General features: G+C 45.9%; 37 protein-coding genes. 6 read left to right on the top strand and 31 right to left on the bottom strand.

Going from position 1 to position 26823, the window contains the following annotated elements:
- The first annotated feature begins 82 nt into the window (after positions 1–82).
- Positions 83–1411, top strand: coding sequence for a glycoside hydrolase family 18 protein (locus tag PT964_RS05600; RefSeq protein ID WP_274362344.1), 1329 nt, complete (start codon positions 83–85; stop codon positions 1409–1411).
- A gap of 59 nt (positions 1412–1470) precedes the next feature.
- Here PT964_RS05600 and PT964_RS05595 read toward each other — a convergent pair whose 3' ends face one another.
- The 10 genes from PT964_RS05595 to PT964_RS05555 form a co-directional block, all read right to left on the bottom strand.
- Positions 1471–2652: a hypothetical protein gene (locus tag PT964_RS05595; RefSeq protein ID WP_274362343.1), complete on the bottom strand. Its 1182-nt coding sequence runs from the start codon at positions 2650–2652 to the stop codon at positions 1471–1473.
- Between the two features lie 10 nt (positions 2653–2662).
- Positions 2663–3922, bottom strand: a complete 1260-nt coding sequence (locus PT964_RS05590; protein WP_274362342.1) for a DegT/DnrJ/EryC1/StrS family aminotransferase — start codon at positions 3920–3922, stop codon at positions 2663–2665.
- A gap of 148 nt (positions 3923–4070) precedes the next feature.
- A complete protein-coding gene (locus PT964_RS05585) occupies positions 4071–4502 on the bottom strand; it encodes an RbsD/FucU family protein (protein ID WP_274362341.1) in 432 nt (143 codons plus the stop codon).
- A 43-nt stretch (positions 4503–4545) separates the two neighbouring features.
- A complete protein-coding gene (locus PT964_RS05580; RefSeq protein WP_274362340.1) occupies positions 4546–4827 on the bottom strand; it encodes a hypothetical protein in 282 nt (93 codons plus the stop codon).
- A 159-nt stretch (positions 4828–4986) separates the two neighbouring features.
- The gene (locus tag PT964_RS26490; RefSeq protein WP_425262680.1) at positions 4987–5343 is read right to left on the bottom strand and encodes a YmaF family protein; all 357 of its coding nucleotides are present in this window, start codon (positions 5341–5343) and stop codon (positions 4987–4989) included.
- A 211-nt stretch (positions 5344–5554) separates the two neighbouring features.
- Positions 5555–6019: a phage tail protein gene (locus PT964_RS05575; protein ID WP_274362339.1), complete on the bottom strand. Its 465-nt coding sequence runs from the start codon at positions 6017–6019 to the stop codon at positions 5555–5557.
- A 56-nt stretch (positions 6020–6075) separates the two neighbouring features.
- Positions 6076–6495 carry an SRPBCC family protein gene (locus PT964_RS05570; protein WP_274362338.1) on the bottom strand — a complete coding sequence of 140 codons (420 nt, stop codon included), beginning with the start codon at positions 6493–6495 and terminating at the stop codon, positions 6076–6078.
- Entirely contained in the window at positions 6492–6821 is a 330-nt protein-coding gene (locus PT964_RS05565) for an ArsR/SmtB family transcription factor (RefSeq protein ID WP_274362337.1), read from the bottom strand. The genes PT964_RS05570 and PT964_RS05565 overlap by 4 nt, the downstream gene beginning before the upstream one ends.
- A 79-nt stretch (positions 6822–6900) precedes the next feature.
- Positions 6901–7263, bottom strand: coding sequence for a DoxX family protein (locus tag PT964_RS05560; protein ID WP_425262679.1), 363 nt, complete (start codon positions 7261–7263; stop codon positions 6901–6903).
- Between the two features lie 273 nt (positions 7264–7536).
- On the bottom strand, positions 7537–8295 hold the full coding sequence (locus PT964_RS05555) for a phytanoyl-CoA dioxygenase family protein (protein ID WP_274362335.1): 759 nt from the start codon (positions 8293–8295) through the stop codon (positions 7537–7539).
- A 359-nt stretch (positions 8296–8654) separates the two neighbouring features.
- Between PT964_RS05555 and PT964_RS05550 the strand changes: the two genes are divergently transcribed.
- Genes PT964_RS05550 through PT964_RS05540 form a run of 3 tightly spaced genes read left to right on the top strand, consistent with a single transcriptional unit; the run spans position 8655 to position 11122 of the window.
- Entirely contained in the window at positions 8655–9377 is a 723-nt protein-coding gene (locus PT964_RS05550) for an ABC transporter ATP-binding protein (RefSeq protein WP_274362334.1), read from the top strand.
- Entirely contained in the window at positions 9374–10408 is a 1035-nt protein-coding gene (locus PT964_RS05545) for an ABC transporter permease (protein WP_274362333.1), read from the top strand. The genes PT964_RS05550 and PT964_RS05545 overlap by 4 nt, the downstream gene beginning before the upstream one ends.
- Positions 10409–10432: 24 nt before the next feature.
- Positions 10433–11122: a TetR/AcrR family transcriptional regulator gene (locus tag PT964_RS05540; protein WP_274362332.1), complete on the top strand. Its 690-nt coding sequence runs from the start codon at positions 10433–10435 to the stop codon at positions 11120–11122.
- Positions 11123–11147: 25 nt separating this feature from the next.
- Here PT964_RS05540 and PT964_RS05535 read toward each other — a convergent pair whose 3' ends face one another.
- The 17 genes from PT964_RS05535 to PT964_RS05455 form a co-directional block, all read right to left on the bottom strand.
- The gene (locus PT964_RS05535; RefSeq protein WP_274362331.1) at positions 11148–11678 is read right to left on the bottom strand and encodes a hypothetical protein; all 531 of its coding nucleotides are present in this window, start codon (positions 11676–11678) and stop codon (positions 11148–11150) included.
- Positions 11675–12073: an MmcQ/YjbR family DNA-binding protein gene (locus PT964_RS05530; RefSeq protein ID WP_274362330.1), complete on the bottom strand. Its 399-nt coding sequence runs from the start codon at positions 12071–12073 to the stop codon at positions 11675–11677. Before PT964_RS05530 ends, PT964_RS05535 begins: the two co-directional genes overlap by 4 nt.
- Before the next feature lie 21 nt (positions 12074–12094).
- Positions 12095–12460, bottom strand: coding sequence for a VOC family protein (locus PT964_RS05525; protein ID WP_274362329.1), 366 nt, complete (start codon positions 12458–12460; stop codon positions 12095–12097).
- Positions 12444–12986, bottom strand: a complete 543-nt coding sequence (gene pyrE, locus PT964_RS05520) for an orotate phosphoribosyltransferase (RefSeq protein ID WP_274362328.1) — start codon at positions 12984–12986, stop codon at positions 12444–12446. Before pyrE ends, PT964_RS05525 begins: the two co-directional genes overlap by 17 nt.
- Positions 12987–13007: 21 nt before the next feature.
- Positions 13008–13415, bottom strand: a complete 408-nt coding sequence (locus tag PT964_RS05515; RefSeq protein ID WP_274362327.1) for an NUDIX hydrolase — start codon at positions 13413–13415, stop codon at positions 13008–13010.
- 57 nt (positions 13416–13472) lie between these two features.
- Complete coding sequence (locus PT964_RS05510) at positions 13473–13922, bottom strand: VOC family protein (protein ID WP_274362326.1); 450 nt, start codon at positions 13920–13922, stop codon at positions 13473–13475.
- 155 nt (positions 13923–14077) lie between these two features.
- On the bottom strand, positions 14078–14923 hold the full coding sequence (locus tag PT964_RS05505) for a GNAT family N-acetyltransferase (RefSeq protein ID WP_274362325.1): 846 nt from the start codon (positions 14921–14923) through the stop codon (positions 14078–14080).
- 27 nt (positions 14924–14950) lie between these two features.
- Positions 14951–15436 (bottom strand): DUF3995 domain-containing protein, encoded by a 486-nt coding sequence (locus tag PT964_RS05500; RefSeq protein ID WP_274362324.1) that lies wholly within the window; start codon positions 15434–15436, stop codon positions 14951–14953.
- 30 nt (positions 15437–15466) lie between these two features.
- Complete coding sequence (locus PT964_RS05495) at positions 15467–15898, bottom strand: NUDIX domain-containing protein (protein WP_274362323.1); 432 nt, start codon at positions 15896–15898, stop codon at positions 15467–15469.
- Between the two features lie 13 nt (positions 15899–15911).
- Positions 15912–16637, bottom strand: coding sequence for a hypothetical protein (locus PT964_RS05490; RefSeq protein ID WP_274362322.1), 726 nt, complete (start codon positions 16635–16637; stop codon positions 15912–15914).
- 18 nt (positions 16638–16655) lie between these two features.
- Positions 16656–17309 carry an HAD family hydrolase gene (locus PT964_RS05485; RefSeq protein WP_274362321.1) on the bottom strand — a complete coding sequence of 218 codons (654 nt, stop codon included), beginning with the start codon at positions 17307–17309 and terminating at the stop codon, positions 16656–16658.
- Between the two features lie 154 nt (positions 17310–17463).
- Positions 17464–17838: a hypothetical protein gene (locus tag PT964_RS05480; RefSeq protein ID WP_274362320.1), complete on the bottom strand. Its 375-nt coding sequence runs from the start codon at positions 17836–17838 to the stop codon at positions 17464–17466.
- A gap of 109 nt (positions 17839–17947) precedes the next feature.
- Positions 17948–18439: a GyrI-like domain-containing protein gene (locus PT964_RS05475; protein WP_274362319.1), complete on the bottom strand. Its 492-nt coding sequence runs from the start codon at positions 18437–18439 to the stop codon at positions 17948–17950.
- A 222-nt stretch (positions 18440–18661) separates the two neighbouring features.
- Positions 18662–19120 (bottom strand): arsenate reductase/protein-tyrosine-phosphatase family protein, encoded by a 459-nt coding sequence (locus PT964_RS05470; RefSeq protein WP_274362409.1) that lies wholly within the window; start codon positions 19118–19120, stop codon positions 18662–18664.
- A 278-nt stretch (positions 19121–19398) separates the two neighbouring features.
- Positions 19399–19803 carry a DUF6223 family protein gene (locus PT964_RS05465; RefSeq protein ID WP_274362408.1) on the bottom strand — a complete coding sequence of 135 codons (405 nt, stop codon included), beginning with the start codon at positions 19801–19803 and terminating at the stop codon, positions 19399–19401.
- A gap of 12 nt (positions 19804–19815) precedes the next feature.
- The gene (locus PT964_RS05460) at positions 19816–20217 is read right to left on the bottom strand and encodes a VOC family protein (RefSeq protein ID WP_274362318.1); all 402 of its coding nucleotides are present in this window, start codon (positions 20215–20217) and stop codon (positions 19816–19818) included.
- Between the two features lie 31 nt (positions 20218–20248).
- Entirely contained in the window at positions 20249–20608 is a 360-nt protein-coding gene (locus tag PT964_RS05455; RefSeq protein ID WP_274362407.1) for a DUF6220 domain-containing protein, read from the bottom strand.
- 304 nt (positions 20609–20912) lie between these two features.
- On the opposite strand from PT964_RS05455, the gene PT964_RS05450 reads away from it, so the two are divergent.
- Positions 20913–21599 carry a response regulator transcription factor gene (locus PT964_RS05450; RefSeq protein WP_274362317.1) on the top strand — a complete coding sequence of 229 codons (687 nt, stop codon included), beginning with the start codon at positions 20913–20915 and terminating at the stop codon, positions 21597–21599.
- Positions 21596–22720, top strand: coding sequence for a sensor histidine kinase (locus PT964_RS05445; RefSeq protein WP_274362316.1), 1125 nt, complete (start codon positions 21596–21598; stop codon positions 22718–22720). Before PT964_RS05450 ends, PT964_RS05445 begins: the two co-directional genes overlap by 4 nt.
- Before the next feature lie 279 nt (positions 22721–22999).
- Here PT964_RS05445 and PT964_RS05440 read toward each other — a convergent pair whose 3' ends face one another.
- The 4 genes from PT964_RS05440 to PT964_RS05425 all read right to left on the bottom strand — a co-directional run bounded on the left by PT964_RS05440 (position 23000) and on the right by PT964_RS05425 (position 26658).
- Positions 23000–23536, bottom strand: coding sequence for a DNA topology modulation protein (locus PT964_RS05440; RefSeq protein WP_274362315.1), 537 nt, complete (start codon positions 23534–23536; stop codon positions 23000–23002).
- Between the two features lie 464 nt (positions 23537–24000).
- The gene (locus PT964_RS05435; protein WP_274362314.1) at positions 24001–24993 is read right to left on the bottom strand and encodes a glucosaminidase domain-containing protein; all 993 of its coding nucleotides are present in this window, start codon (positions 24991–24993) and stop codon (positions 24001–24003) included.
- Between the two features lie 302 nt (positions 24994–25295).
- Positions 25296–25883: a GNAT family N-acetyltransferase gene (locus PT964_RS05430; protein ID WP_274362313.1), complete on the bottom strand. Its 588-nt coding sequence runs from the start codon at positions 25881–25883 to the stop codon at positions 25296–25298.
- Positions 25861–26658, bottom strand: a complete 798-nt coding sequence (locus tag PT964_RS05425; RefSeq protein WP_274362312.1) for a DUF2087 domain-containing protein — start codon at positions 26656–26658, stop codon at positions 25861–25863. The genes PT964_RS05430 and PT964_RS05425 overlap by 23 nt, the downstream gene beginning before the upstream one ends.
- Positions 26659–26823: the final 165 nt, after the last annotated feature.

The raw sequence follows: 26823 nt of genomic DNA, 5'->3' as shown, positions 1-26823 counted from the left end.
AGGCGCCGTATGCATGAATAACCGATGTGTCCGCTTCGCATTTTAATACTGTAACCTATTTACGGACTTGGAGGAATTTACATTGCGGAAAAAACTGATCGTCGCTGCCGCGGCGTTTATTTTCCTATTTTTGATCCCATTGACGGCAAAAGCCCAAGTGATTCATGAGGTAGCGCCAGGGGATACATTGACGAACATTGCCAAGCAATACCGCACTTCCGTCGGGAATCTGGCAAAGCTGAACGGACTTAAGCCTGACGCACGGCTGGTTGTCGGCCAAGCCATTGTGATCCAAGGCTCGACCTACATCGTTCAACCGGGAGAATCCGTTTGGGAAATTTCCAACCGCCACTCGCTTACCGAGGAACAAGTCATAAAAGCCAACCGATTGCAAAATGCCGTACTGAGACCGGGACAAAAGCTGACCATTCCGACTCCTCCGAAAAAGGAGGTTTGGACAGGAACAAACTACCTCCCGAAGGATGAAGCCGGAAACCGATGGATGATCAGCAATTACTATAAAACGTTGTCCAGCCTATTTATTTTCGAATACCGCCCTCAATTTGACGGCAGCATTATAGAGCCTGCAGAGAACGAGGCTCATATCATCGCATGGAAAAAAAATCTTGCGCCCTACGCTACAATTACCAATATTGATGAAAAAGGCGGCTTTAATCCCGAACTGGCTCATCGAATCATGTCTAACGGGAACATTCGCGAACAGTTTATCAATAATCTATACCGGATCCTGCACGAGCACGATTACAAAGGCGTGGTCATCGATTTCGAGCAGGTGCGCCCATCCGACCGCAAGCATTTAAACATGTTCTTAAAGCAATTAAGCGAACGTCTGCATCTTCACGGGATGCGGGTCATGATTGCCGTTCCCCCGAAAAGCGGAGACAAGGACCCGTCTTACGCAGCCGGTTATGATTATAAAACAATCGGCAAATATGTCGACCGCATGTTTTTAATGACCTACGATTGGCACTGGCCCGGAGGGCCCTCAGGCCCGATCGCTCCGATTGACCGCGTGCGGGAGACGCTGGATTATGCCGTATCCGTTGTGCCCCGCTCCAAATTGATGCTCGGCATTCCGCAGTACGCTTATGATTGGACCCTTTCAGGCGAGAAAAGGACAGGCACGGCATACTCGACACAGCGGGCTATCGATTTGTATATCAAGCACGAAAGTCCGATCCGGTACGACGAAATCGCCGCGTCCCCTACTTTCCGTTATGTAGACGATAAAGGCTTGCTGCATGAAGTTTGGTTCGAGGATCCCCGCAGCTTGCTCGCCAAATTTCGACTTGTAAAGACATACGGGCTAGTCGGGATGGGCTGTTGGCACCTGGGATTGACGATGCCTCAAACGGAAGAAATGCTGATGGAGGAATTCAAAGTATTTTAGGCTTACCCACGTAACGCAGTCAAACTCCCATGCTTCCGCCGGGAACATGGGAGTTTGTTTTATCTATCGCAGAGACTTCCTATAAAATCCTCCGCCTCACGCAAAAAATACTCCTCCGCTTCCGGCGTATAAGGGGTCGTATTCATTTCATAACCGCCCAGCCCGTCGAGGAACGCTTTTCGCGTAGGAATATACCCGGAATACCCGTTCGAAACTCCGCTGAATAGATTGAAGGCAAACGGCGATATCGAATCCAGCTTTGAAATATAATCGTTAAACATTTCACCCGATACGGATAAAATCAGAGCCGGCCCCAGCGCAATCCCCACCAGCGTAACTTTGCAATGTTCGATATAAAATCCTTCTCTTGCAGGCAAACGGATCGTTCGCATATCGGCACGAAGGCCAGAAACTTCAACCGGCGTTCGTGTGCTCAGCGTTCGAAGGATGTCGCCGGCAAGCACGAGGCTCCCCGTTTTCACTTCGCTGTAAGTATCGTGAGCAGGGCCGTTATCCCCATACAGCGGACATATATCCCCCGAAAATCCTTGAAGAAACAGACAGACGAAATCTTCGCCAACATGCTCCTCCACTTGCGATACGGCCAGCCCGACGATATCCCCGCTGATCCGGCTGACCGGATTGCGAACCGCCGTCGGATGTACGGCATAGTTCGCTACGGCGCCCGCCAATTTCCCGTCCGACGTCTCAAAGATGAGCATCCGCAAGCTTTGATTTACCGGGACGGACCGATCGGCTTTCAGCGCCGGTCTGCGGAAAGCGGATATGCCGCTCTCACCGGCCGCAGCGCTAAGCGTAACGGGAGCCAGCCTCTCCGTTGTCTCCCGGATTGCCTCTTCGATCCGCCTCGTATCCTTCTCGCCGAAACATGCAGGCGCCGTATGCGTATGCGTCGCATTGACCGTTATCGCGTTCGGAGCGGTCCCGCCGGCACGCGCCCACGCTTCCCTTGTCCCCGGGGGGAAGGTAGGAATAAATTCGCGATTCGGTCCGTTGCCGCCTGTCGGATCAGGCACCTGTACGGCCTCTTCGTTCGTAAGGCAGCAATCAATGCTTAAGATCACGCTTCTTGAATGTCCGTCGTCGACGATCAGAATTCTTGCGTATAAATCATCCAACGTATCGGTCGCCGGATCCGCGCTGAACATTTCCGGATCGTACCCTTGCAGGGGCGACCGTTCCTCCGGTGTAATGATTACTTTACCGAAAGCAGCCCTCATGTATCGTCCCTCATTCCATGTGGCTTGCTACTTTTTTAATGGCGTTGATCACATCGTCGCAATCCTCGTCCGTCATATTTTGGTGCAGCGAAACCGCAAGCGCCCGGCTTAACAGCTCCAGGGTGTTCGGACACATATTTTTGGAATATTGGACATTGCCTTTATAGCTTTGGCAGTTCCACGGATTATCCTTGTCGGACGTTCCCCGCTTCTCCAATATATAATCCCAATTGACGTAAATATGGCGGTCCGCAAACCCGTTATTGCGAATGGAGCCGTTCGGTATTCCTTCCGCCGACAGGCGGTCCGAGAACGCTAGCGCGGTTTCGTGATCGGCAACGTAAAACACGAAGCTGTACGAAACGTCCCCCTCGGGATCCGGAATCCGCTGCAGCTGTATGTTGTCCACGGACGAAAGCCCTTCGACAATGCGCCGCTTTATTTTTCTCAGCTTGCCCACCACCTCATCGAGCCGGGTCGATTGCGCCAAGCCGAGAGCCGCTTGAAGCTCGCTCATCCGGTAATTTTCGCCGGGGAACGAATCGATCTTTACGGAGCTTTCCACTCCCCAAAAGCTGACGGCACAATCATGATAGACGCTCGCTCTTGCCTGCAAGTAAGCATTATCCGTAACGACCATTCCGCCTTCGCCGGAGGTGATTACCTTGTATTGCTGGAAGCTGAAGCAGCCCGCCTCTCCGATCGATCCGAGCGGCCTCCCTTTATACGAGCCCCCGTTTGCTTGCGCCACGTCTTCGATGACGATCAGGTTATGCTTTTCGGCAATCGCCATGATTTCATCCATTTGGCAGGGCACGCCTCTCATATGAACCGGGATCACGCATTTCGTGTACGGCGTAATGGCAGCCTCGAAAGCGTGCGGATCCATCGTTAACGTATCGTCAACCTCGACGATGACAGGTACGGCACGGGCGATCAGAACCGCCGCGGCGGTAGCGATGTAAGTGTACGCGGGAATGATGACCTCGTCGCCCGGACCGATCCCGGCCCCGATCAATGCGCAAACGAGGGCGGATGTGCCCGAATTGACGGCCAGCGCATGTTTTGTGCCGGTACGCCCGCGGTAAAGCGCTTCCAATTTTGACGCTTCCGAATCCTCTAATCCGTGCTGATAAAACCGAAACACCCGTTTCTTGTTCAACACATTCAACACGTATTGCTTTTCCAAATCGTCGAACTCCTCCGAACTGATAAACGGCGGTGTCCAAGGCTTTTGACGAACAGGGGTGCCTCCATCTACGGCTAACATATCGTTCACCTCTCCAATCGAATCGGTTTTAAGCAACACAGCGACCAATCAATAAAAAAGAGAGCGCATTACGAATGCCCTCCCCAAGATGTCCGACACAACCATTCTGCGCCTACTTATACATTATATAACGGCACGATTTTCCCGATTACTCGCGAATGACGCCTTTTTTCAAAATGACGTTCGCATACAGCGCCTTCTCGCTGGTAGCTACAATAGCGTACGCCTTACGCGCCCGCTCATAAAAATCAAACCGTTCGATCGTTTCGATCGGATCCGTAATCTCGCTATGTACGCTCAAGATGCGCTTAAAATCCTCCCAAATGACCGGTATCGTCGGGTCGCCGGGAACGACGCTCATTAATGCAACCGGTTTGTCCACATATTGATCGAGCGGGAAAAATCGGAGAACGGCGTCCAGCAGCGGCGGAACGTCGTGGCCGTCGCAGCGGATCAGCCGCTGTGCGTGGCTCGCAGCCGGAAAATTGCCGTCGACGATGACGATCTCGTCTCCGTGCCCCATTTCCATCATCGTTTTGAATAGATCGGGAGACAGAATGGCTGGAATGTGCTTTAGCATCAATACTACACCTCGCCTAGAGAATATATGCTTTGTTCTTACTTCATTGTAAGGCTTTTCTTTTCCTGCAACCATTGAAAATTTTGTTTTTCTTCAACCTACAATTCTCGTCTCTGCATTTTCCGTTTTGAATCGAAACTGTCGCTTTAAACAAATCGCCGTCGATCTCGATATCTACACTTCCTTCGTGCATGTCGATAATCGTTACGGCGGCGCGATTTTCGGTCAATGATTTCAATAAAAGCATTCCAGTCCTCTTCCGACAGCTCCTTGTTTTACTTATTTCCTTATCGTCATCGACGACCAACACACGGTACTGATACATTTCGATTCGCCCCCTTCAGCCATTGTTGTATACTTCCTCTACTAATTCAATTGTTAAAAATAGATTTTTGGGGTTCATCTGCATAAAAGAAAAAAACCACGCGAGTTTACCACGTGATCCATAAGGTGTACGCGCATATTTTTTTTCATCACCTGAATATTACGGCCGGCTGTTTCTGATCACCCGATTGGTAGTTGTCGATCCTCTCACACGATGGCGATGCCCATCTGTAATTTGGGTAAGAACATTGAATCTGTGAAAATGATTCGGACCTCCTCCGAACGGTCCGCTGCCGTTAATCGAAAGCCCTGTCCTGCCAAAATAAATATGTCGGTGTCCGTCGGCTGTCGTTGTGATGGCGCGGAAAATATGAAAATGTGACCTGGCACTAGGCACACGCACAACAATGTCTGACACATTACTGAATAAATGCCGATGTCCTCGTACTAAGGAGGTTACTCCCTCCATGCGATGTCTGATGCGATTGACCATGATGTTAATCCCTCTTTTCGTAATGATTACAGCAGATCGACTATCCGTTTTTACTGACGTTCAAACCCATAGTATGTACTTTCCTTAATACATGCATGGACTAAAAAACTAATTCACGGAAGTGGCAAAGTGATAGCCGACGGTGAGACGGTTGTACGTAATATAAAAAGCCTCGATCGATACGGATCGAGGCATGCCCATTGGCCATTTCCTTCCAATTGCGCTTTTGATTTCTTTAATATTCTCCTTTAATGACAAAAAACGAACCCCGAATTGTTCCAGCCAGCTTAGACTTCTGCCTTGCAAACTTAAACTTCTCAGCTAGCTCCTTCGGTACCTCCATCCCCTCGGAAAGCTTAAAACCGACGGCCCGCTTCTTAGGGTCATCAACCGTGTACAAAACGTTGACCGAAAGACCATCCTCGTAAAAGACGTAGGTCCAATCGATATTTTCCACTTGGAAACGCGACGTTTCTAAAGGTTTGGCAGCAAACTCAATACCGCGTTCTTCTTTCAAAATTCGGTTCACATAATCCAATGTCTCCCGGCTTTCGCTAGCCGGTACGACCGTAAATTCATGCTTGTATTTGGTCATAAAGTAGCGGGCTTCATTCGCACGTAAACCGGCAAGCGCTTCTGCTACAGGTGAAGATTCTAAACCGGTCGTGGACACATTTTTGAAATCAACGACATAGGACATTTCCGTCTCTCCTCGTATGCTTTTATTTTGAAGTGTTGTTTTTTTGCCGAATGCGGTTACTGTTCCAACACCTTTTCAAGCTCGCCGCACCATTTCCCCCACCCGTACTTAGCTCCGTTGAGCGCTTGGGCGTTTGAGATTCCGGTTTGTTCGAGATGAAGGTTCACCTTCCCGTCTCCTAAATCCTGCAGCGTCCAGGTGATCGTGTGCTGCTCTCCGCTGGCCCAAGTATAGGACAACCGGTTGGGTTCTTCTACGACAAGCACCTCGCCTTCGATAATCCCGTTCCAATATTCGGTCGGTTGCGTGCGAAACTGAAAACGATGTCCTACGACGGGCTTAAAATTGTTTTCCATCCCCTCGCCGGTATGAATATTGGCGACCCACTTGGCAAGCTTGCTTGAATCGGTTAGGGCGGACCAAAGCTTCTCAATCGATGTCGTGTACTGAAAATCCAAGGATAATGTTAAACTCATTCTTCTTCCTCCTCTAATAGTTGGTTCAAGCGCAACATATTCGTACTCCAGAACTTGCTGTAGAAAGCCACCCAATCTTGAATTTCTCTGAGCGGAGAGGCGTTTAGTCTATATCGCGTTTCTCTGCCGACTTTTCGGTCAAGGACAAGTCCAGCCTCTTTGAGGATTGTCAAATGCTTGGAAACCGCTGTACGGCCCATTGAAAACTTCGCCGTTAACTCATGAAGCGGCAGCTCCTCTGCCTCTGCCAATAAATGAATCAGTCGGCGCCTGGTCGGGTCTGCAATCGCGTCAAACACATCACGCAACTTGTCGTTCTCGCTCATAGCACCCCCTCCAATACTGTATCTTTCTGAAGCAGAAATCTATTGATGTCATGTATGGCCAGCCTTTACCCTCCCCCTCTTAAAGTCTTCGGCTCTTTGGACGAAGCGCCCACGAGGCAATATTTAACGCGGCATAGAAAAGCGGAAGGATTAGATTAAACCCAGAGTCGCCATAGTCATTAGCAAACGCATGAGAAATAGCTGCACCGGTCATTAGAAAAAAAATACCGGCATGAACCCATTCTTTAAGCCGAGGTAAACCCGGCATGACGAGAGCGACGGCTCCGAGCACTTTCCAAACTCCGAGAATGGTCAGAACGTAAAGCGGATAGCCAAGCTTTGTCACTAACTCGACGTTTCCCCCATACTGCATCAGTTGCCCGATCCCGCTTAACGTAATAGCCGCTGCGAGTAGAAACGTGACGGACCAATAAGCAATCATGATTCCTCGAGGCTTGATTCCTGCTTGCGCGGTGGTTTCCGTACCAATCAATTGACTCAATCATTACTCCCCCCATCATTGTTTCCAAACTTTCCAAATAAGTAATCGTTGATTGGACACCATTTGGTGACACTTTGATTATAGGACACCATTTGGTGTCATGTCAACAACATATTTTAATGTCAATGCTAATTACAGTACTCGTATAATACGGCGAAAAACCGGGGACTTAGGAGTCCCCGGTTTTATTTGTTTGTAGCCGAATATCTCACTTCATTTATTTAGCACATCCCGTAAGCCTGGCCAATGCATCCATAGATCCGTAAGCGGAGCTTTCCAATTGTTTCGGATTTCTGAGTGATAGACACGATAATAACAGGAATAACGTATGAATGGCGACGTATTCGGTCCACCGGCGTGAATCATTTGGTAATGTGATATGACAATGTCTCCTGCCTGCCCGGTGATTTGCACCGGCTCCGGCAGCTGCATATTTATCGGTCGATGCTTCGTTTGAAACGTCTCCTCCTCCAGCAGAATGTCAGGTCCATTCTCCCGGAAATATTGTTCGCAAAGCCGGTGTGAGCCGGGATAAACAATGAAATTACCCATATTCGGTTCCGGTTGATCGCTTAGGAGAATACCGACAAGAGCAGTAAAATTTTCTACAATTCCCTCTTTCAATTTCAGCATGCCGTCGAGATGGGCGCCTGCATAAGGATTCGGCGGGTCTTGGTAGTCCGGAAAGCGAAGAGCAATTTGAGCGCCGTTTATTGGGTAGAAGTTGTTCTCTCCGATTAAAGTGTCGATCAGTGTTTTTGCAGGAGTTTTGTTGAAAAGGTTTGTTATCGCCGGGTGCTTCTCAAGCTCTTGGCAATAGTTCGCTCCTTTATGGCCTTCCGGAATTCCTTTTCCTAGCGAATGATTTACGGCTTTCAACGCTTCTTTGATCATCAACGTCGGTACTACACCGGGTATAACAACGTAACCGCTTTCAAACAGCTGCATCTTTTGATTGTAAGATAACTGCACACCCATTCTCCTCCCCAGTCGATCGATATTCCCAGTATATATCGGGGTTCGACAGATTTCCCTTGCTCTTTTTCTTGCACCAACTACCACTCTCCTTATTATTCAATCAATTCACTAAAAGCTATTTATTACATAAACGTATTTGGAGATTGAAAGTTCCGCTAAATGGGAAATGAAGAAAATGAAACTCCATTAACGCTAATCTACCCGTTCAGTAAAAAAGGATGCACCTTCACCTTTTGTTCGATCTGCAACTAACCCCAAAAAAATGAGTGATTACTCACTTTACACTTCATTGGCGCCATGCTATATTCAGAAATGAGTAATTACTCACTCACAAAAGAATGGAGCGTGTCCCTATGAATGTCCCCATTAGACTGGACCATATCTCCAAATCGTACGGTTCTCAGCCCATACTCCGAGACATCACATTAGACATTCCCGAAGGTCATATTTTCGGGCTGCTCGGCCCTTCCGGCGCCGGAAAAACTACGCTGGTCAAACTTATCGCCGGTATCGAAGCCCCTACTTCCGGCACGGTTCACGTGCTTGGCGAGCGCATGCCGAATTACGGCAACTTGAGCCGAATCGGGTACATGGCGCAGTCCGACGCATTGTATTCGGAGCTTTCCGCCAAGGATAACTTAGACTTCTTCGCAGCGATTTACGGCCTGAGAGGTGCCAAAAAGAAGGAAAGAATCAATGCCTCGCTGGAGCTTGTCGGCCTTGCAACCGATCGCAGCAAGCCCGTGCACAAGTTTTCCGGAGGGATGAAGCGCCGTCTGTCTCTTGCCATCGCCATGCTGCACGAGCCTCCCGTTCTGATCCTTGACGAGCCGACCGTCGGGATCGACCCGGTGCTCCGCCTGCAGATTTGGGAGGAGCTTCACCGCATCAAAGCCAAAGGCACCGCCATCGTCGTCACCACCCATGTGATGGACGAAGCCGACAAGTGCGGCACGCTGGCCATGCTTCGCGACGGATGCTTAATTGCCGCAGGAACGCCGGAAGAGCTGAAGCGCCGGTCCGATGTAGCTACGATTGAGGAAGCGTTTCTTGTCTATGGGAGGGAGCAAGCATGAGAATTCGCGCACTGATGATCCGGATCATCCGGCAATTTCTTCGCGACCGCCGCACGCTCGCATTGATGCTCGTCGCGCCGCTGCTCATCTTGACGCTGATGTCGCTCATTTTTAACGGGGATACGTACGTGCCGAAAATCGGGATCTCCGGCGTTCCGGGACCCGTCGAGAATGCGCTGAAAGAAACGGACGCGGAGGTGGAGAACGTTAACGCCGCGGACGTTGACGCTGCCAAGCTTCTGCTCCAATCGGGCGATTACGATGCGGTACTGCTTTTCGCGGACGAACGGCCGCAATTGGTTTTGGAAGGCAGCGATCCGTCGAAATCGAAATCCGTCATGCTGACGATTCAAACCGCTTTCCAAAAGCTGTTGCCCGCTTCCGCCCAAACGGAGCCGAGCATCACTTATTTATACGGTTCTTCCGATCTCGTCTCGTTCGATTGGTTCGGTCCCGTGCTGATCGGCGTATTCTCGTTCTTTTTCGTTTTCCTGATTGCCGGAATCGCCTTTTTGCGGGAACGCACCGGCGGCACGCTGGAGCGAATCATGGCGTCCCCGATGAAACGTACCGACATGGTGCTCGGCTATGTGTGCGGCTTCGGCATTTTCACGCTGCTCCAGGCCGGATTGATTGCTTGGTTTTCGGTTGATATACTGGGAATGCTGATGGTCGGCTCGTTCGGATACGTGCTGCTCATCACCGCTTTGCTGGCGCTTACCGCGCTTTCGCTTGGCATCCTGCTGTCCGCCTTCGCGGCGAACGAGTTCCAAATGATGCAGTTCATTCCGCTCGTCATCGTGCCGCAAGTATTTTTCTCGGGATTGTTTCCGCTCGAGACGATCGTCTCTTGGCTGCGTGTGCTCTCCTATGCGATGCCTTTAACGTACGGAGCTGACGCGCTGCGGACGGTAATGGTAAAAGGCGGGGGCTGGAGCGACATTGCTGCGGATGTGTATGTGTTGGTCGGCTTTTCGCTCGCCTTTATGCTCTTGAACGTGGCGGCATTGAAGAAATACAGAAGTATGTAAGTGTTGAAGAAGGAGGCGGAACCGATGGCACCGGAACAAAACGAGGAACGCTGGATCGAAGAACTGCTTAAGCTGAGCGATGAACAACCGAAAATGACGGAAAAACAAAATAAAATTTTAATGGCCGCCATCGAGGTGTTTTCCGAAAAAGGCTACTCCGCCTCTTCCACCAGTGAAATCGCTCAGCGAGCAGGCGTCGCGGAAGGAACGATATTCCGGCATTACAAAACGAAGAAGGATCTTCTGTTCTCCATCGTCTCGCCGATCGTCGCCAAATTCATTGCTCCATTCGTGTTCAAAGATTTTTTTAAGGTGCTTAACGCTCCTTACCCGAGCTTTGAACAATTTTTGCGCGCCGTATTTCGAAACCGGGACGAATTTGTTCGTAAAAATTTGTCCGTTATCCGCATCCTATTGCAGGAAATTCCTTTTCACCCCGAGATGAAGGAGCCTTTTAAAGAAATGATCGAGAAGGAAATCATCCCGAAGGTGCAAGGGATTGTGATGCGGTTTCAATCGCAAGGCTTCTTGAGGGGAGATATGCCTCCGCTTTCCGCATTAAGACTGGCCGTGACGACCGTTCTCGGTTTCTTTATCGCCCGTTATATCATCGCTCCCGAGCTTGCATGGGATGATGAAGCGGAGGTCGATCGGACGATCGAATTTATATTGCACGGGCTTGCAGGCCCGAACGAAGGCGGCAGCTCTCAATGAGAGCTGCTGCTTTGCTTAATGCGCTTCAATTCCTTGATTCCAGTTCATTTTTAATGATTTTCAGCATTTCATTCCGGATCACTCCGCTGAAAAAGCCGATGACCGACCAATAAAGCGAAAACTTCATTTTGGCCCCGGTGCTTGTACAATGGATCCGCGTTTCAGTAAACAAATAAACATCTTCTTGTTCCTGATCATAACGAAAATTCCAAACCGCTTTCATATAGTCGGACTTGTCAAATCGTAGAAATTCATCCGGGGCAGCGTTAATAATATTTCCTTTTAGCTTCCAAGGTTGAGCAATGAATCCGAGGACAATTTCACGATCGTTCCGGTCTAACAATATAAACCCGAAGCGCAAAGCATTGTCCAATGTTAACTTCTTCGTCGACAACCCGCGCAAGAAAAACAATAGTTTTATTATCTTGGATTTGCTAAAATCCACTTGATACAGAATGGAATCGTCAGGAATGTTCTTACGATTCAACGGAATCTTATTCGATTTGGCAAAGTCCCAGCTTGGTAAATACCGATCGATAAGCTTCATCGGGTTCAAGTTTTTTTAATCAGTTCCTTGTATTTCTTGGGCGCTCTATTCAAATAAGCCTCACCGATTATTCCGGAAATATCTCCCCATGACGCATCCCGATCGAGTCTCATTCCTACCCAGCCCAAATGTCCGACGTACGCGGGTCTAAAGTAAATTTCCGGCGACGAATCCATTAACAACGATTGCACACCTGCAGGAGCGGAGCACCAGAGCGCAATTTTTCCGTCGCCATGATGATTCACACGATATTGTACAAAAGAAAGTTTGTCATTAATGAAAAATGACGGGGCGCCATGACTCATTCGTTCACTCGTTCCGGGGAAGGAAAGACATAACGATCTGATTTTTTCAAATAGAGACTTGTGATGCTCAGATTCGTTAAAAAGCTGTTCCATATCCATATGATAACCACCCACCCTCTTTTAATCGTTTGGTTGATATGCTCCCAATTCATTTCCAAACGGATCGACAAACTTAATAACCCAACCGAATCCTTCATCTTGATACATTCTTATTAGTGTATTGTTTTCACTCAGTGTTTTATACAATTCATCGATATTATTCGTCAAAAACATAAAAGCCGGCATTGGGAAATCCGCTTCCGAAAGCCAGGATACTCTTGTGTCTTTGCTGCTTTGATGGAGCATTAACACGGGGCCTTCGCTAAACTTCAACCATCCTACGGACATGACCTCCAATCCAAGCACTTTAGAGTACCATTCTGTTGCTTTCTCAATATCACTTACCGGTAATTGAACATGATCGACCTTTTCAATCAATTTGATCATCTAAATATCCCTCCAATAAGTCCTCCATCTTGAACAATGAATGTACCTTCAATCCGATTTCCTCCAGTTTTTTTCTTCCTTCAGGGTTTCTTTCGATCACACATATCACATCTTCAACAATGGCCCCGGCCTCTCTTAAATCCTGAGTGCTTAAAACAACTTGTCCGCCCGTAGTAATTACATCTTCAACGACACAAACTTTCTTGCCCTGAATTGCGGCACCCTCCGCCAGTTTCGCTGTCCCGTATTGTTTCGCTTTTTTTCTAACAAAAGCCGCAGGTAATTTTGATTGTAGCGATAGCGCCGTTACGATTGGTATTCCGCCCATTTCAAGACCCGCTAATACTTCTATTCCTTCAGGAATCAAATGAACAAGCGCCTCGGAAATTTTCTTCAGTAATAATGGATCCGCTTCGAATAAATACTTGTCAAAATACTCGGTTGATACAAGTCCTGATCTTAATGTAAAAGTTCCTTCCAGATGAGCGGCACCATATATTTCTTTTGCCAACGTTCTACTATCCATTAGACATCTCCTTTGTTTGCATTAGAATTCAACATACACCGGTGCTCCGTCAGATCTTAGGCAAGCTTCAATTCGCTCTCTAAAATTGCCCCATGTCACCATCTCTAATGCTCTGTCAATCGAGAAAAATCCGGATTCAAGACTTTCGCTTGTTGGTATTGGGGTTCCGCCAACGTATTTTGCCAGGAATAATGTATTACAAATACTTTTCTCAACGTTCTGAAAGATCCCGCAAAATCTAATGATTTCAATATCAACACCCGATTCTTCTTTCGTTTCCCGAATTGCCGCTTGTGCCGGCGACTCGCCTTCTTCGACTTGTCCTCCCGGCGCCTCCCAGCCTCTTCGCGGTCCTTTAATTAACAAAATTTCATTCCGATCGTTTAAAACAATTGCCGCTGCCGAAACAATATGTTTGGGTGGATTCATATGACGAGCTCCTTTGTAACATCTTAGGTTAAGTACGATGTATCCGACTTTATGCCGCTATTCTTTTATCGTAATAAAATCCTCTTTTATTTCGTCTTTCGGATCCCATATGGACCAAGCGGCTTCTAATAAATTTCCTTCATTATCTCTGAAATAAAAATATTTAGCTTCACCGGCACCTAAAGTATGGAGATCGTCAACCATTATTCCCTTGTCTTTCAGTAATTTATATGTATATTCAATGTCCGGGCAATTCAAAGCCATGATTGGAAAAGGCTTCCCATTCCTCATGATTTCTAATGATTGCTTTTCTTTTGTTTCAATTAGTAATAATGCAATTGAGTTTTTATGAGGATGTTGTAAAACTGCAATAAAAGAACCTCTGTCTTGAAACTTATCCATTAGTTTAAAATCCAAATTATGGGTGTACCATGCAATCGATTCATCCATCCGGGTTGTCGGAACATACACGTAACCAATACGGGAAAATCCAAACTCTTGATTCATAGGACCACTCCTTATACTTGTTCTGTTACTAAATGTCTGTTTCCGCTCGGATCGTGAAACCAAAACTCTTTACCGATGCCAGGGATTGTTCTTACTGACTCTTCTACATAAACTTGCGCTTGATTTAGTTCACAATCATCTCCTTCGTTGATTGTTCATAATTTCTTGTAGTTATTTTTAATTAAGTAATTTGAAATAACTTGCTTGTTTTCATGCCACCATAATATCGGAACTTCTCCAACTTTATGAAAGCCCAGTTTCACGGCCAGCAAATTGGAGGCAGTATTACCGGAATCACAATCCCAATAAGGTATCAAGTTCTGCTGCCTACTATGCTTTATAAATTCCTGACACAACATAAAAGCCAACCCTTGCATCCTATAATCGGGAAGTGTAATAATGTCAGGCTCTATATATCCTCCGCCTACATAGAAAGTGTTACAAGCGCTTACAAAATCACTATTGTTTATAAAACAGTAACCAAATGCTTTTTCTAGATATGTCCTTGAACAATCCCAAAGCAATGAATAAGAACCATCTATTTCATTCACGTATCTCTCATACAACCGGTCATTCATACTCGTAAGTTGGAATTCACTAAAGTGTGGAGCAGGTAGATCAGCAGAAGTAGTAGTGTCACCCAATATATAATGAGTTCTCGATAGCTCCACTACATTATCGTTCAAAGCGGTTTTGATCATATAAAGCCAAGTGTTTGAGGAAAAATACAAATCATAAAAGTTAGCGTGCTGATCAGAATTCGCTAAAAAATCAAACAACGAACGATGAAAAGTTTGGTCTTGTTCATCCCCGAAAACATAGTATTTCCCCCCGCGGCTAGTCACTAATCCAGCAGTCGGGCGGTTTTTATTATTAACAAATATTTTACCCGGTTGATTATGATCAATAATAGAGTGAACAAATACAAAGATAAATTTATGCTCCTTATGAGCAAGAAGAGGCTCTATCTTAAAATACTCGTCTCTTTTTAGTTCTATCATGTTTATCAATCCACTCCCAAAGGTCGCCTAAACTTGCTTTGACCTGTTCCATTTCAAAGCAAACCTTCTACTTGAAATGATATATAATAGACCTCCAAGCATCCAAAAAGGTTCCCAAAATAAAAGACGCCACCATCTAGCATAACTATCGATCTTCAGCTCTAAAATATTCATGATTGATAATAAAATGGTTGTAAAGTTCGCAAGTCCATAAAGGAAAATCAGTATTCCGCCTGCAAAAGCCACAATATAAATCGACTTTATTAAAAATTTATGCTTCCAATTTCTTAACAGGGTCCCTAATAATAAACCGCCAACAATTTTAAAGACTCCCGTTAACCATACGATCGTTATAAAATCGGATTCTCTTGTAATTGCCTTTTGGTATATTTCTCCGCCCAAAGTAGCTGCTCCAATCATTCCCCCGCTTGCCCAATAAAAACTCATGAGCGCAAATAATAACGACCAAATCATTCCGGCATATATAGGCCATGAATATCCCAGGTTTTTCATTTTTTCTCCCTCTTACTCACTTATCGTAATTCAAAAAATTGTGTAATAGTCCTTTACATGTTGATCTTTGAAGACCGGTTTGCTATTTTCAACGGCATCCCGAATTCTTTCAACCGTAAAATTTGTTATTGGTTTAGGTAACTGATCTACGCTAAAAAATCCATACTCATTAATTTCCTTCCCGTCAGGTTGAATGGTTCCTTCATATTGTTTGGATTTAAAAACAAAAATATATCCATTACGATGCGACATGAAATATATTCCTGATAGCTCAATTTCTCCGGCTTGGATCCCTATTTCTTCTTTTAGCTCTCTGCGGGCCGCATCCCACGCTGACTCGCCATTCTCAACAACCCCGCCGGGTAAAGACCAATGTTTTTCTTTATATGTTTGATGAACCAATAAAACCCTCTTTTGATCATCAATGATAAGAATTCCAGCAGCATCATGAGTTCTTTCCATGTCCAAAACCTCCTTAATTGTGCTGCCTACCAATAACTCCTACTCCACATTCTAGGTTTTCATACTCCATTAACGGATCGACTGACCACTCTTTAGCGATTAATAATACATGTTCTTCATCCGGTAATAATGATTCGTCATCTTCAATAGGTGTAAATACTAAATGATGCTCTATTTCTTCAGATGTCAATTCCCCTTTGTCAATTAACATTTCCGCTCTTTCGCCCAAGTAACCGTAAGCCCTTACCAGTTGTCCTTCTACAGCTTTAGCCCATGCATGATACTCTACAACTCTATGAGTACCAAAATAGTATGCTTCTCCATAGTACTCGCTTAGTCTTACAATCTGTTCTATAGGACTTCGATTTGTTGTATCCGATAAATCAGGCATTTTTGAACTCATGACTAGAGTCCACCCATTCATTGGCGGTGAAATAAAGTAAAAACCTTCATAAGCCCCTTTTATTCCTGTCGACCAATTGGCGAATTGGGTATTTGAAAGATTAAAGTACTCTACTATTTCTTGCGTATTTTCTGTCTTTATGGCTATCCACTGGCATTTGTAACCGAATGGTTGCGGCTGATCCGGAGTAGCGTCAAAAGTTAACGCGTGTAATTCATTTGTACTTCCATTTGATTTCGTATCTTGTTGAGAGCTTATTTTATATCTCATTTTATATACAAAAAATAACACTAAAAAAATAGCCGCGACAGCAATCAGATACATAACCGTTTTCATAACTTCCCCCCTGTTCCGTCACTTCGAACTTCCAATCACTTCACTTATAAAATCAGAAATTCTCGAATATTCATAATCGGGCTTCATTAAAAACTCGCTGCCATGTGAGTTTTCTAACCAATTCACTCCAACGGTTTTCACGTTTGCTCTTTTTCCAGCTTCAATATCTGCACTACTATCACCTACAAATATTGTTTCTTCAGGAGAACATCCCAAGATATTCATAGCCTTTATGATGCCTTCAGGATGGGGCTTTGGGAAAGCTACGTCATCACCGGTTATAGATACTTGAAACAACTCACTGGGAAAAAGATGCTTTACTGAAATTTCAAAGCTTCTTCTTGCCTTTCCAGTTACAATTCCAGTCAAGATCCCTTTCTTATGAATCAAATTTATCAATTCGAGGACATCTTTATTTCTGCTTACTAATTTTTCGTGTTCTCTTTCGTAGAAAAAGTAAAAGTCTTCGATCGCTTCATCGATTCGATCTTTACATAATAAATTTTGTTGAATGATTCCGACTTCCGATGGTCCAAACATTGCAATAATATCTTGATTTGATAAAGTTCTATTATCATATTTAGTAAATACCTGTTGAAATGAATAAAAACATACAGGCAGAGTATCTGCTAAAGTTCCGTCAAAGTCGAACAAAATAACTTTATACTTCAATTACATTCACATCCCCGTAGCGTGTTACCTGACGTAAAATATCGTCCCGCTAAACGCTCATCACCTGCTGCAGTTCTCATTCGTATCATCGAAAATCGATTTATAAAGAGATATTTGTATATTCCTTATTTCATCTTCCCTCCATAAGTTCATTTCAACTCGCTTGGTGCGATTCCCACGACAAATAATCACAGCCGCCTTTAGCGATCAGTACGGGCAGATTGAATTTCCTTTCCTTTAACACCGCTCTCGGATCGTAGTTGATCTTGGAAGTTAACGATTGAAGCGTTTGGTTTGCATAGAAGCCCAGACCGCTCAACTCGACCTGTCCCTTGTAACCGGAACAATGTAGGGCAGGTTCCGTCGCCGCATAGACCGCATCAAAGCGCCGGTCCATTTCATAGTCGGAGGCGAAAGATCGGGCAACAACAGGTTGAAACTGCAACAGGCTATAGACAAATAACGATCTCGGATGCAGAAGATGTCGGTACAGTTCCCACTTCTGTGCCGGAGTGAGACGGTTGGTCAAGGCGGTATCGCTGTGATCCTGAGGGTTTATGGCACCCGGAGAAAGAAACCAAAGGCTAGCACGGCCAGGACAATTCTCAACGATTTCATTGGTTGCATCCCTCGAAAAACTAGAGATCACTACTTATTTTTTCGATAGGGAAATATAAATATAAATCTCCATTTGTTTCCGAGGGATTATAGTATTCATGTATTGCCCCAACGATCGAGTAATTATTATTCGGTATGTATTCGTTAATCATGTAAGTGAATTTTTCCTGATATGTGCTTTGATTGCATTTGATAATTGCATACTTGTAGGGGGGGATTACCCACTTAGTCCACCCAGTTGGAGCTGCCGAGTCGTCTAACACCTCACATCCGGCTAAATATTTTCCTTGTTCTCCCCATCGTTCAAAAGATTCGGACATATCGCTCATTGCTCCCCATACCCCAACAATATTCCCATCTTTGTCTGTTTTGGCCAATTCCGTAATCTCATTAAAGTTCCTGTTCGCATCTTGCCACAGCGTTGGAATCCACATTGGTCCGTCAGATGAAGAGCCTTGTCCTAACTTTCCGATGACTGTAAATGATTCTTTTTCTTCAATGTATACGGGCATGACTCACTCTCCTTCAACTCTGAAAATACAATTCCTATTGTTGTACTCTCTTAAAACCTGCTTAACCTGCTTTTTCAGCTATTGTTTTTGTTAACATAAACGAATGCTTGCTTCTTTCCCTCAACAATTGAATCCATAACAAACGTGATCTGTTCGGAATCAAAAAAAATCTTTAGAAATTCTAAATCTCGAGTAATCAGATACATCTATTATTTACTCCATTCACAAGGTGTTTCTATGAACAATAATATTCTTGTATAGTTCTGGTGTAGCATCGTAAAAATACTGCACCAAAGACCTCATTTGCTCCTCAAAGTTGTCACTGTCAGGAGGTCCAATGTTCACTGGAGTGTTATGTCCGTTGTAAACTTCATTAAATAGCGGGATATCACGACTGTATTCTTGTTTTATATAGTTTTTATGCTGGTCGCTCATACCAATTATCAAATCATATTCCTCAAAATAGTCTCTCTTAAATGGAGTTCTGCACCATTCCGTTGTATCTACTCCCATCTCATCCATGATTGCAAAATGCAGATTTGAGTATTTACTAACGTCACTTTCGGCCCTGATTCCAGCGGATGAAATCGAAAAATCGTCTATATGATTCTTTTTTAGAAAATCCTTTAAACAGAATTCAGCAATAATACTTCGTGTAAAATTATCGGTACATAGAAACATGATCTTCAAATCATTCACTCCATCTTCATTTGGATTAAAGTGAAGCTCGCCCTCCTTGGGGATACCCACATTATGGATATATGCTCTGATTATTTATGCATTTTTAGTTTACCTCATTTTGGTAAAATGGAACAAGTGTTTGTTTGTGTTGTTTTACCCTTCTGCTATTACGGTTGGTTGTTTCAACCCGGTCGTTCTTCTCCCGAATACAAATAATCCGAATAAAAAAACACGACCTCATAGGCCGTGTGTGTCAAGTTGTTCGGCGGACCGTTCCTTCACACCTTCCCTCCGTTACGGGAGCGGGCCAGTGTTAGCCCGGCGAGAGCAATGCCGATCAGCCCTATCACTATGGCCACGATGGCCCCGGCTCGCCCGTTACCGGTGCCGAAACCACCCGTGGTGTTGGCCAGATGCAGTCCAGCCAGGACTATGCAAATCAACCCCGCTACCGCGGCCACGATAGCCGCGGCTCGCCCGTTACCGGTACCGAGACGCCTGGCGGAGCGGGCCAGAGAAATTCCGCCGATGACCACGCTGATAAGCCCCACCGCCGCGGCCACGATGGTCTTGAATCGCCCGGGAGTTAATTCATATCCGACATTACCGTTGGTCGCTTCAGCAAAGGTAATTGACGGTACAAGTAAAAGTGAACAAAGGATAAGGAATGAAACCAGGTTCATTTTCAATTTTAATCACTCCTTTTGTTGTTTTTGCGAACTTAAGGGCTCGAAGAGTTCGATCGGATTACCTGCCGGGTCATCCAGTAAGATTTGCTTGCCGCCAAAACCTGTGACAATCTCATTGCGGAAGCGCAGCCCTGCTTTACGCAGGGTCTCGACTAAGCCGTCTAAGTCATCGACCTCGATTTGAATCCGATTCCAGCCGCCGGGTACCGGTTTACGCCCATCCGGCATAGCTTGAGCAGCTCCGCCTGGACCATTCTTGGCATTGACAAGAAGATTCAAGTCACCCCGCTGCAAAACGGCAAAACCGGGCGCAGGATACATCTTGACAATGAAATCAAGATGCTGTGTGTAGAATGCAATTGTCGCATCAACATCGTCGACAATGTAACGTACCTTGATGGCGGCCATTTTTTTCTCCTCCTGAATTCTCTTTTTTGGCTTAATCACCCGCAGATTTTTGCTTTTTTTCTTTTAAGAGGGCATCGGTATTTCGTGCGAGGGACACAGTTCCCATAAACATCGTTAGGGCGAGTACCGGATGAAGAGCAGATAAATATCCAATTCCAGACGGTAATTTGACGCTGACCGCCATCAAAATGAAAATGCCGAGTAAACCGGCACTACGCAGTCGAAGAGCATTCGGCAGCCGAGCGATGAAAGAAATCACGACGATCAGGATCGAAACAACCAAAAGTAATCTGGAAAAGCCCGTATGGCTGGCCCATTGAGCCGAATTCCAAAACAGTGCAAGACCGGCGAGAAACACCTGAATGAAAATGCAAATCGCAAAAATCCTCACCAATGACTTAAATACCAAACGGCTCTAACTACGAACGGTGAAAGATTGGTTGTTTCCTCCGCTCGTTCCCCGACTTCAGGCTTACTGCGGTTTACGGATAGGTTACTCATCTTTGAATCCTCGCTCTCGATAAAATGAAATGTTCCGTTTCGAAGTCAGTGTAAACAATTAATGTCGAGAACTTATGCAGATCTTCTTCTTTTTGTGTGGACTTCTTCAAGAACTTGATTAATGACGGTATAATTTTCGCTAAGGGGTGTATTCTCGCACTGGAAGCTGACTAAACTTGAAAGATGTGATTGGGATGGAACCGAAATTGTTGCTTGTGGAGGACGAACCGGGCTTGCTTGAGGAGATGCAGACCTATCTGCAACGTGAAGGGTTTCGAGTATTGGCAGCCTGTACCGGCAAGGAAGCGCTTACGATTGCCCGGTCTGAACGGCCTGATCTCGTTGTTCTGGATTGGATGCTCCCCGAGAAAAGCGGAATCGACGTATGCCGAGAACTAAGGCAAACCTCTCATTGCGGTATTATTATGGTCACGGCCCGTTCGGAAGAATCGGATAAAATCGTCGGTCTGGAAATCGGTGCGGACGATTATTTGACGAAGCCGTTCAGCTTGCGCGAGCTCACTTCTCGCATCCGAGCTTTACTTCGCCGTTTGCGGGGACCTGAAGACAGGTCGATGTTGTTGGAAAGGGACAACCTGATCATTTCCGAGGCCAAATGTCAGGTTTTCAAGGACGGCCAGGAGATCCAACTGACACCGACTGAATTCAAAATTTTGTACACGTTGGCTGCGCGTCCCGGAATCGTTTTCAGCCGCCTGCAATTATTAAAAGCAGCACTCGAGGACGAATATATGGGATACGAAAGAACGATGGATTCCCATATCCGCAATCTTCGCCGCAAGCTGGAAGACGATCCGGCCAATCCTCGTTATATTCAAACGGTATACGGCTTCGGTTACCGATTCGGTGAACAATCATGACTCCCACGGTACGCCAAAAAATATTTTTCTGCATGGGACTGCTCGTTCTTATTATCGGCGGCGCTCATGCCATAACCAAACAGGCGTACATGGAGTCTTTGTTCGATCAATTTCGTAAGGAAGAAATTAGTGCGTCTTATTTGAACGCACCGCCCGGAGAACAAATCGAGATCTTAAAGACTTACGTTTCGGGTAAGATGCAGGAAATCGGGTTTCTAAATCTAATATTTTTCATAGCAATCGGACTGGTATCCAGTTTATGGATTTCCGGAATGCTGACGATTCCGCTTAAAAAGCTCGTTGCCGCTATCGAACGCGTTGCGCAAGGGGATCTGGATGTGAGCGTTCCTGTACAATCAAAAGACGAATACGGTAAAGTGATCCAGACATTCAACGATATGACGCTTCGCCTTCGGGAAGCTGAGGACGCCCGCAGACGGCTGGTAGCTGATGTCGCTCATGAGCTTCGAACTCCGCTGTCTATCATGCAGCTAAAATTAGAGAATGCTCAACAGACCGGTCAATACGTCCCTCAGGAAATGCTGCTAAGACTCCATGACGAAGTGATCCGCTTAGGCCTGCTTGTGGAAGACCTTCATGTCTTGTCGTTAGCTGAGGCGGGCCGGTTGGCATTGGATTGCAAACCGCTCGATCTGTCGGCAAGACTTGAACAAATCATAGATGATGTGAAAATGGAGGCTGAGGAGAACGGACTGGAAATACGCTTCAATTCGAACACGAGGCCGATAACAGTGATGGCCGACGCGAGACGGATCACGCAGGTGTTCATCAATTTGTTGACGAATGCAATCCGCTACACGCCGGAAGGCGGGAAGATTTCGGTTGTAATGGAAGACAAGGTCCCGGATCGGAATGCTGTGTATACATGTATCTCAGTGATAGACACCGGCATCGGTATTCCAGCCGAAGAGCTGACCCACCTGTTTGATCGTTTTTATCGCGTGGAAAAGGCCCGATCAAGGCACACTGGCGGATCGGGGCTCGGATTATCGATCGCTCATCATTTTGTGAGAGCCCATGGCGGGTTCATCCGCGTCGCGAGTGAGCCTGATCAAGGTACGACATTTACCGTGTATTTGCCTGCGGGTACTGATATGTAAAAAGGCTCATCTCAAGAATAATAGCTAGGAATAGGAAAGGATGGAATGAAAATAAAAAGTTCGGCGCGAAGTGACGGAAGCATGCAAACGAAATACATACTCATACTTAGCGCATGGTTATTATTTACGACCGCTCGAACTGTTCAACGTTGAAAATATTGGGAATAAGGCGAAAATGAGTGACATTACAGTATTCTATGTATCGTCACTCAGTATTTTTTTAATCATTTCTGGCGGACCGAGGAAATCGAATATTCAGCGCAATATTATAGGATTGCATTAGCCTTCTTCGAAATATTTTTCACCTTTATCCTTTACCGACTTCAAGCATTCCCTTACCTGTGCTATATTCTGAAAAACAATGACTCGTTTATCCTTTCCACACTTACGTATCATTTCAAGTATCCCCGGTTTTTTCGTCTTTCGGAAGTTCCAAACCCATTGAATAAAATTCCAATCTAATTTTTCGGGGCAACCTTCATGTAAGTCTGGTCTCGTCTTTCCGTGATATGTAATTCTTCGTTTTATTACCCTGCACGTGGTGATCCAAGGCGACAAGTCAAAAAAAATGATTACATCCGACTTCTTCATTCTTATATCGAGGGTTCTTCCATAATTCCCATCAATAATCCACTCATCCTCTTGGACGAGCTGGTTCAAAAATTGATCCCACTCATCATTTGGAGTGGGCACCCAACCTGGTTTCCAATAATACGCATCTAAATGATAAACCGGTATTTGTAAAACATTTCCCAGTTCTGCAGCAAATGTAGACTTGCCAGAGCCACCCGAGCCAATAATCATGATTCTAGTCAATTGAATACACTCCTGCAGTTAATGTTTTTGTGAAAAACGGACGGACCGACCGTTTTCCGATTATCATGCGAATTTATGTAGCTTCGTAGATTTACCTGTTAATTCACCTTTTTTAATTAACTCTCTAGCCTGTTATTAAATCAATCAGTGTTCTCGTCTCAATTGTTGTCAGTGGATAGCAAAGACCAAGTGCTGTGAACACTTGGCCCTGACAATTGGCTTGGATGGGATTCCCTTCTGAGTATTCAAAAGATGAAAACCCACCTTTGGCGTGTAACCTTGGGGTGGGTTTTTACTTTCTCTTGTAGTTATTCCCGATGTCCCACCCAAGATTCAATTGTACTTCCATTTTATCCTAACTCAGAGGTGCGTACAAGCGTTCTGTTTTTTGTGTTTTTTCAGGGGCTTCGGAGCGACCTCTTGCGGAATGAGGGGGCTGTCTCCTTGTGCTCTCTGTTCGGTGCTCATGCCGCTATTTTTTTATAGTCGCTTTTCATAATTCCTTTTACTAAAGAGGGCCATTTCGGGTTTGCCCCGCAATATTTTTGTGCTACCTTATCTATGCTTGTCAACCCCTTGTCCAAATAGTGCTCCGAAATGATATGTCCGAATTTTTGAACGCTGTCCCCTTTTGTTTCGAAGCTTAAAGCTTTTTTGTACGGATTATCGCCGGTGGCATTCAATCCGAACAAATTGTTTTTGTTCTGGGCAATCCGGCTTTTCCCGTGCCCGCTTTCCAGTTTCATTACGGCAATTGTGAAGTAGGAGTTAATACCGTAATTTTTCTCCACGTCTAATATAGCCTTCTCTAGACCTTCACCTTCGAGGGCAGTGCCTTCAAATAATTTGGCAATATGCTCTTCGGTCAAACCCGAATCCGATTCTACGAAAGACGTCGGTTTTTCCGGTCTAGCGGTTTCACTCCGTTCGGCGGACAAAATCGTTACTGGCTCCTGCCGTTTAACCTGTTGTACCTCTTCATCGATCGACTTTGCGTATTTGCCGTGTACAAACCCGCCCTCCTTAAGTGCGAGCCATCCATTATCGGTTGGGTTTATAACCTCAAGAATGCTGCCTTTTGATACTACATCAAGTATTTTAGACGAGCTGTTCGGTTCCGATCGTACGTTAAGATAGTATGCGGTTACTTCATAGTTGACCGTTACAGCTTCTGCGCGATCGCTTGTTTGCTCCTTTGCTATTTGCATAGGGAGTGATGCCTGTGCCAGTGCCTGCGCCTTGCTCTTAATTCTATGTTCTAATTCTAATTTGGCATGTATTCTATTTGATCTTTTGTAATCTTCAATTCGGTAATTCATATCGTTTTCCACCAATAGGTCGGAAGTTGTTCGGTCATCATTGTCGTTTCCGCGCACCCCATAATCCAAGCCAAGAGTAAAGAGTACCGTAACGCACAGTATGGATGCGATCATGTGAAGTTTTAGCATATTACCCATGTTTACACCTCTTTATTTTGTGTGGATGATTTTGCGTTATCTACTAAATTGTAGGCAGCAAGCATTCTCTTTATTCCACATAGAAGTAGAAGGAGTAAATGTAAAAAGATTGTACAAAATCTTTACTGAGAAGAATGTCACTTTATCGGCGATTTTTTTGATGTTGTATGTCGATCGATTATACTAAGTGTTTGCGATTCGTCAGAGCATGTAAGTTTACGTCAAATTCTTAGAACGCATGGAGCTTCAATGAGGCAAAAACAAAAAAAAGACCTCTGAAAAAGAGGCCTTCTCTGTTACCGCTATGAGTTTCGTTGCAGACAATTCGAGAAGACAATCGTGCTAAAGGCGTCCTCCGCATGCAGCGCGTCACCTACGATGCGCACAACCCGGTTGAAGCCGCATCCGCTCCAAAATCGCAGCGCCGGCCAATTTTTCAGCGCGACCGCCACGCGAGTTTCGCCATATCCGAGCCGCTCCGCCAACACGTTCGCCACGCTGATGACTTCCCGCCCGAACCCTTTGCTTTGCGCGGACGGGTCAATACAGAAAAAACCGATATACATGACCGAGTCGTCCGGATATCCGTGATATACGGACAGCATGCCGATCGGCGTATCGTCCTCCAGCGTACGGACGATCTGGTTTTGCAGCCGTTCCTTGACTCCTCCGGGCGGCAAATCTTCTCCGTTATAGTGTCGCTCTGCAAATAACGGATCCGTCTCCAGTCCATCCCACTTCTCTATATACCGGCTTGCCAAGTACAGCTGCTGAGCAACAGGGATATCCGAAGCCGTCATCTCGTCGATTTTGCACCGTTCGCTCCTCCAACCTTCCGGGAGTCGGCGAATCGTTGGGGGTGTGCGGTCAGTTTGATTCCCGGCTTTCACGCTTATCCTCCTTGACCCAATACTCGCTGCAATCGTCTTCCCGGGCCATGAACCCGTATTCGATCATGTACCGGCGCAGCGTAACGAAATCGGCATGCGCCGTTTTTAAAATTTCATTAACTTCCTTCTCCTTGTATTTTCTCCCCCGCTGGAAACGGCCGAGGATATGCTTGAGCACAATGATTTTACGCTTTTCCTTGGCGGGAATTTCTCGCATAGGCCCTTCCGGCCCGCTCGGAAAAAACGTCCGCAGCACTTTTTCGTTCTCCTCGCTGGTGACCGCATAACGTTCGTCCACCATGGTCGCCGTCCGATGAATCGGCATAAACGTTTCACTCTCCTGTTCCGGTTTGTCCGCCAAAAGCCCCATTAACGCCAAAAACACTTTGGCTTGCTTTTCCTTTTCCCGCAGATGAAATCGGTGATACCGAATCGTCGCCGGCTTGCTGCCTAGCTCCTTCGCCGTATCCGCATCCGTACGGCCGCCGTACGCGGCTTTCAGCACATCGCTTTGCACCTCGGTGAGCCCTGTCCATTTCTTATCGAGCGAGAGCAAATAATGAAACATCGACTTGTGCTCTCGGCGAATGTGGTGCTTCATATAAGCCTCCGCATCGTACCATCGGTCTTCGACCGGGAACACCCTGCCCTTCTCCGCTTGCTCGCCGCACACAATGCATACGAACCCTTCCCCGCCCGGCAGCTCGGCGTAACCTTTCTGCAGCTCGTGAACGGAAACGCCCCAAAACAACTGCTCCAGATCCAATTCGCCCAACTAAAACCAACCCTTCGTAAAACGTTTGTCAATTTACAAACAATTTATCATAATGTTTATATAAATACAATCAATTCAAACGACTATTTTACAAGAAAAATGTTTCGGCGCATTATCGGACAAAGGTTCGGGGCACATCTGTAACGGCAAAAAAAATCCGAGGGC

Source organism: Paenibacillus thermotolerans, assembly GCF_028745515.1.
Lineage (GTDB): Bacteria > Bacillota > Bacilli > Paenibacillales > YIM-B00363 > Paenibacillus_AE > Paenibacillus_AE thermotolerans.
This window is presented reverse-complemented; position numbering and strand designations above follow the sequence as displayed.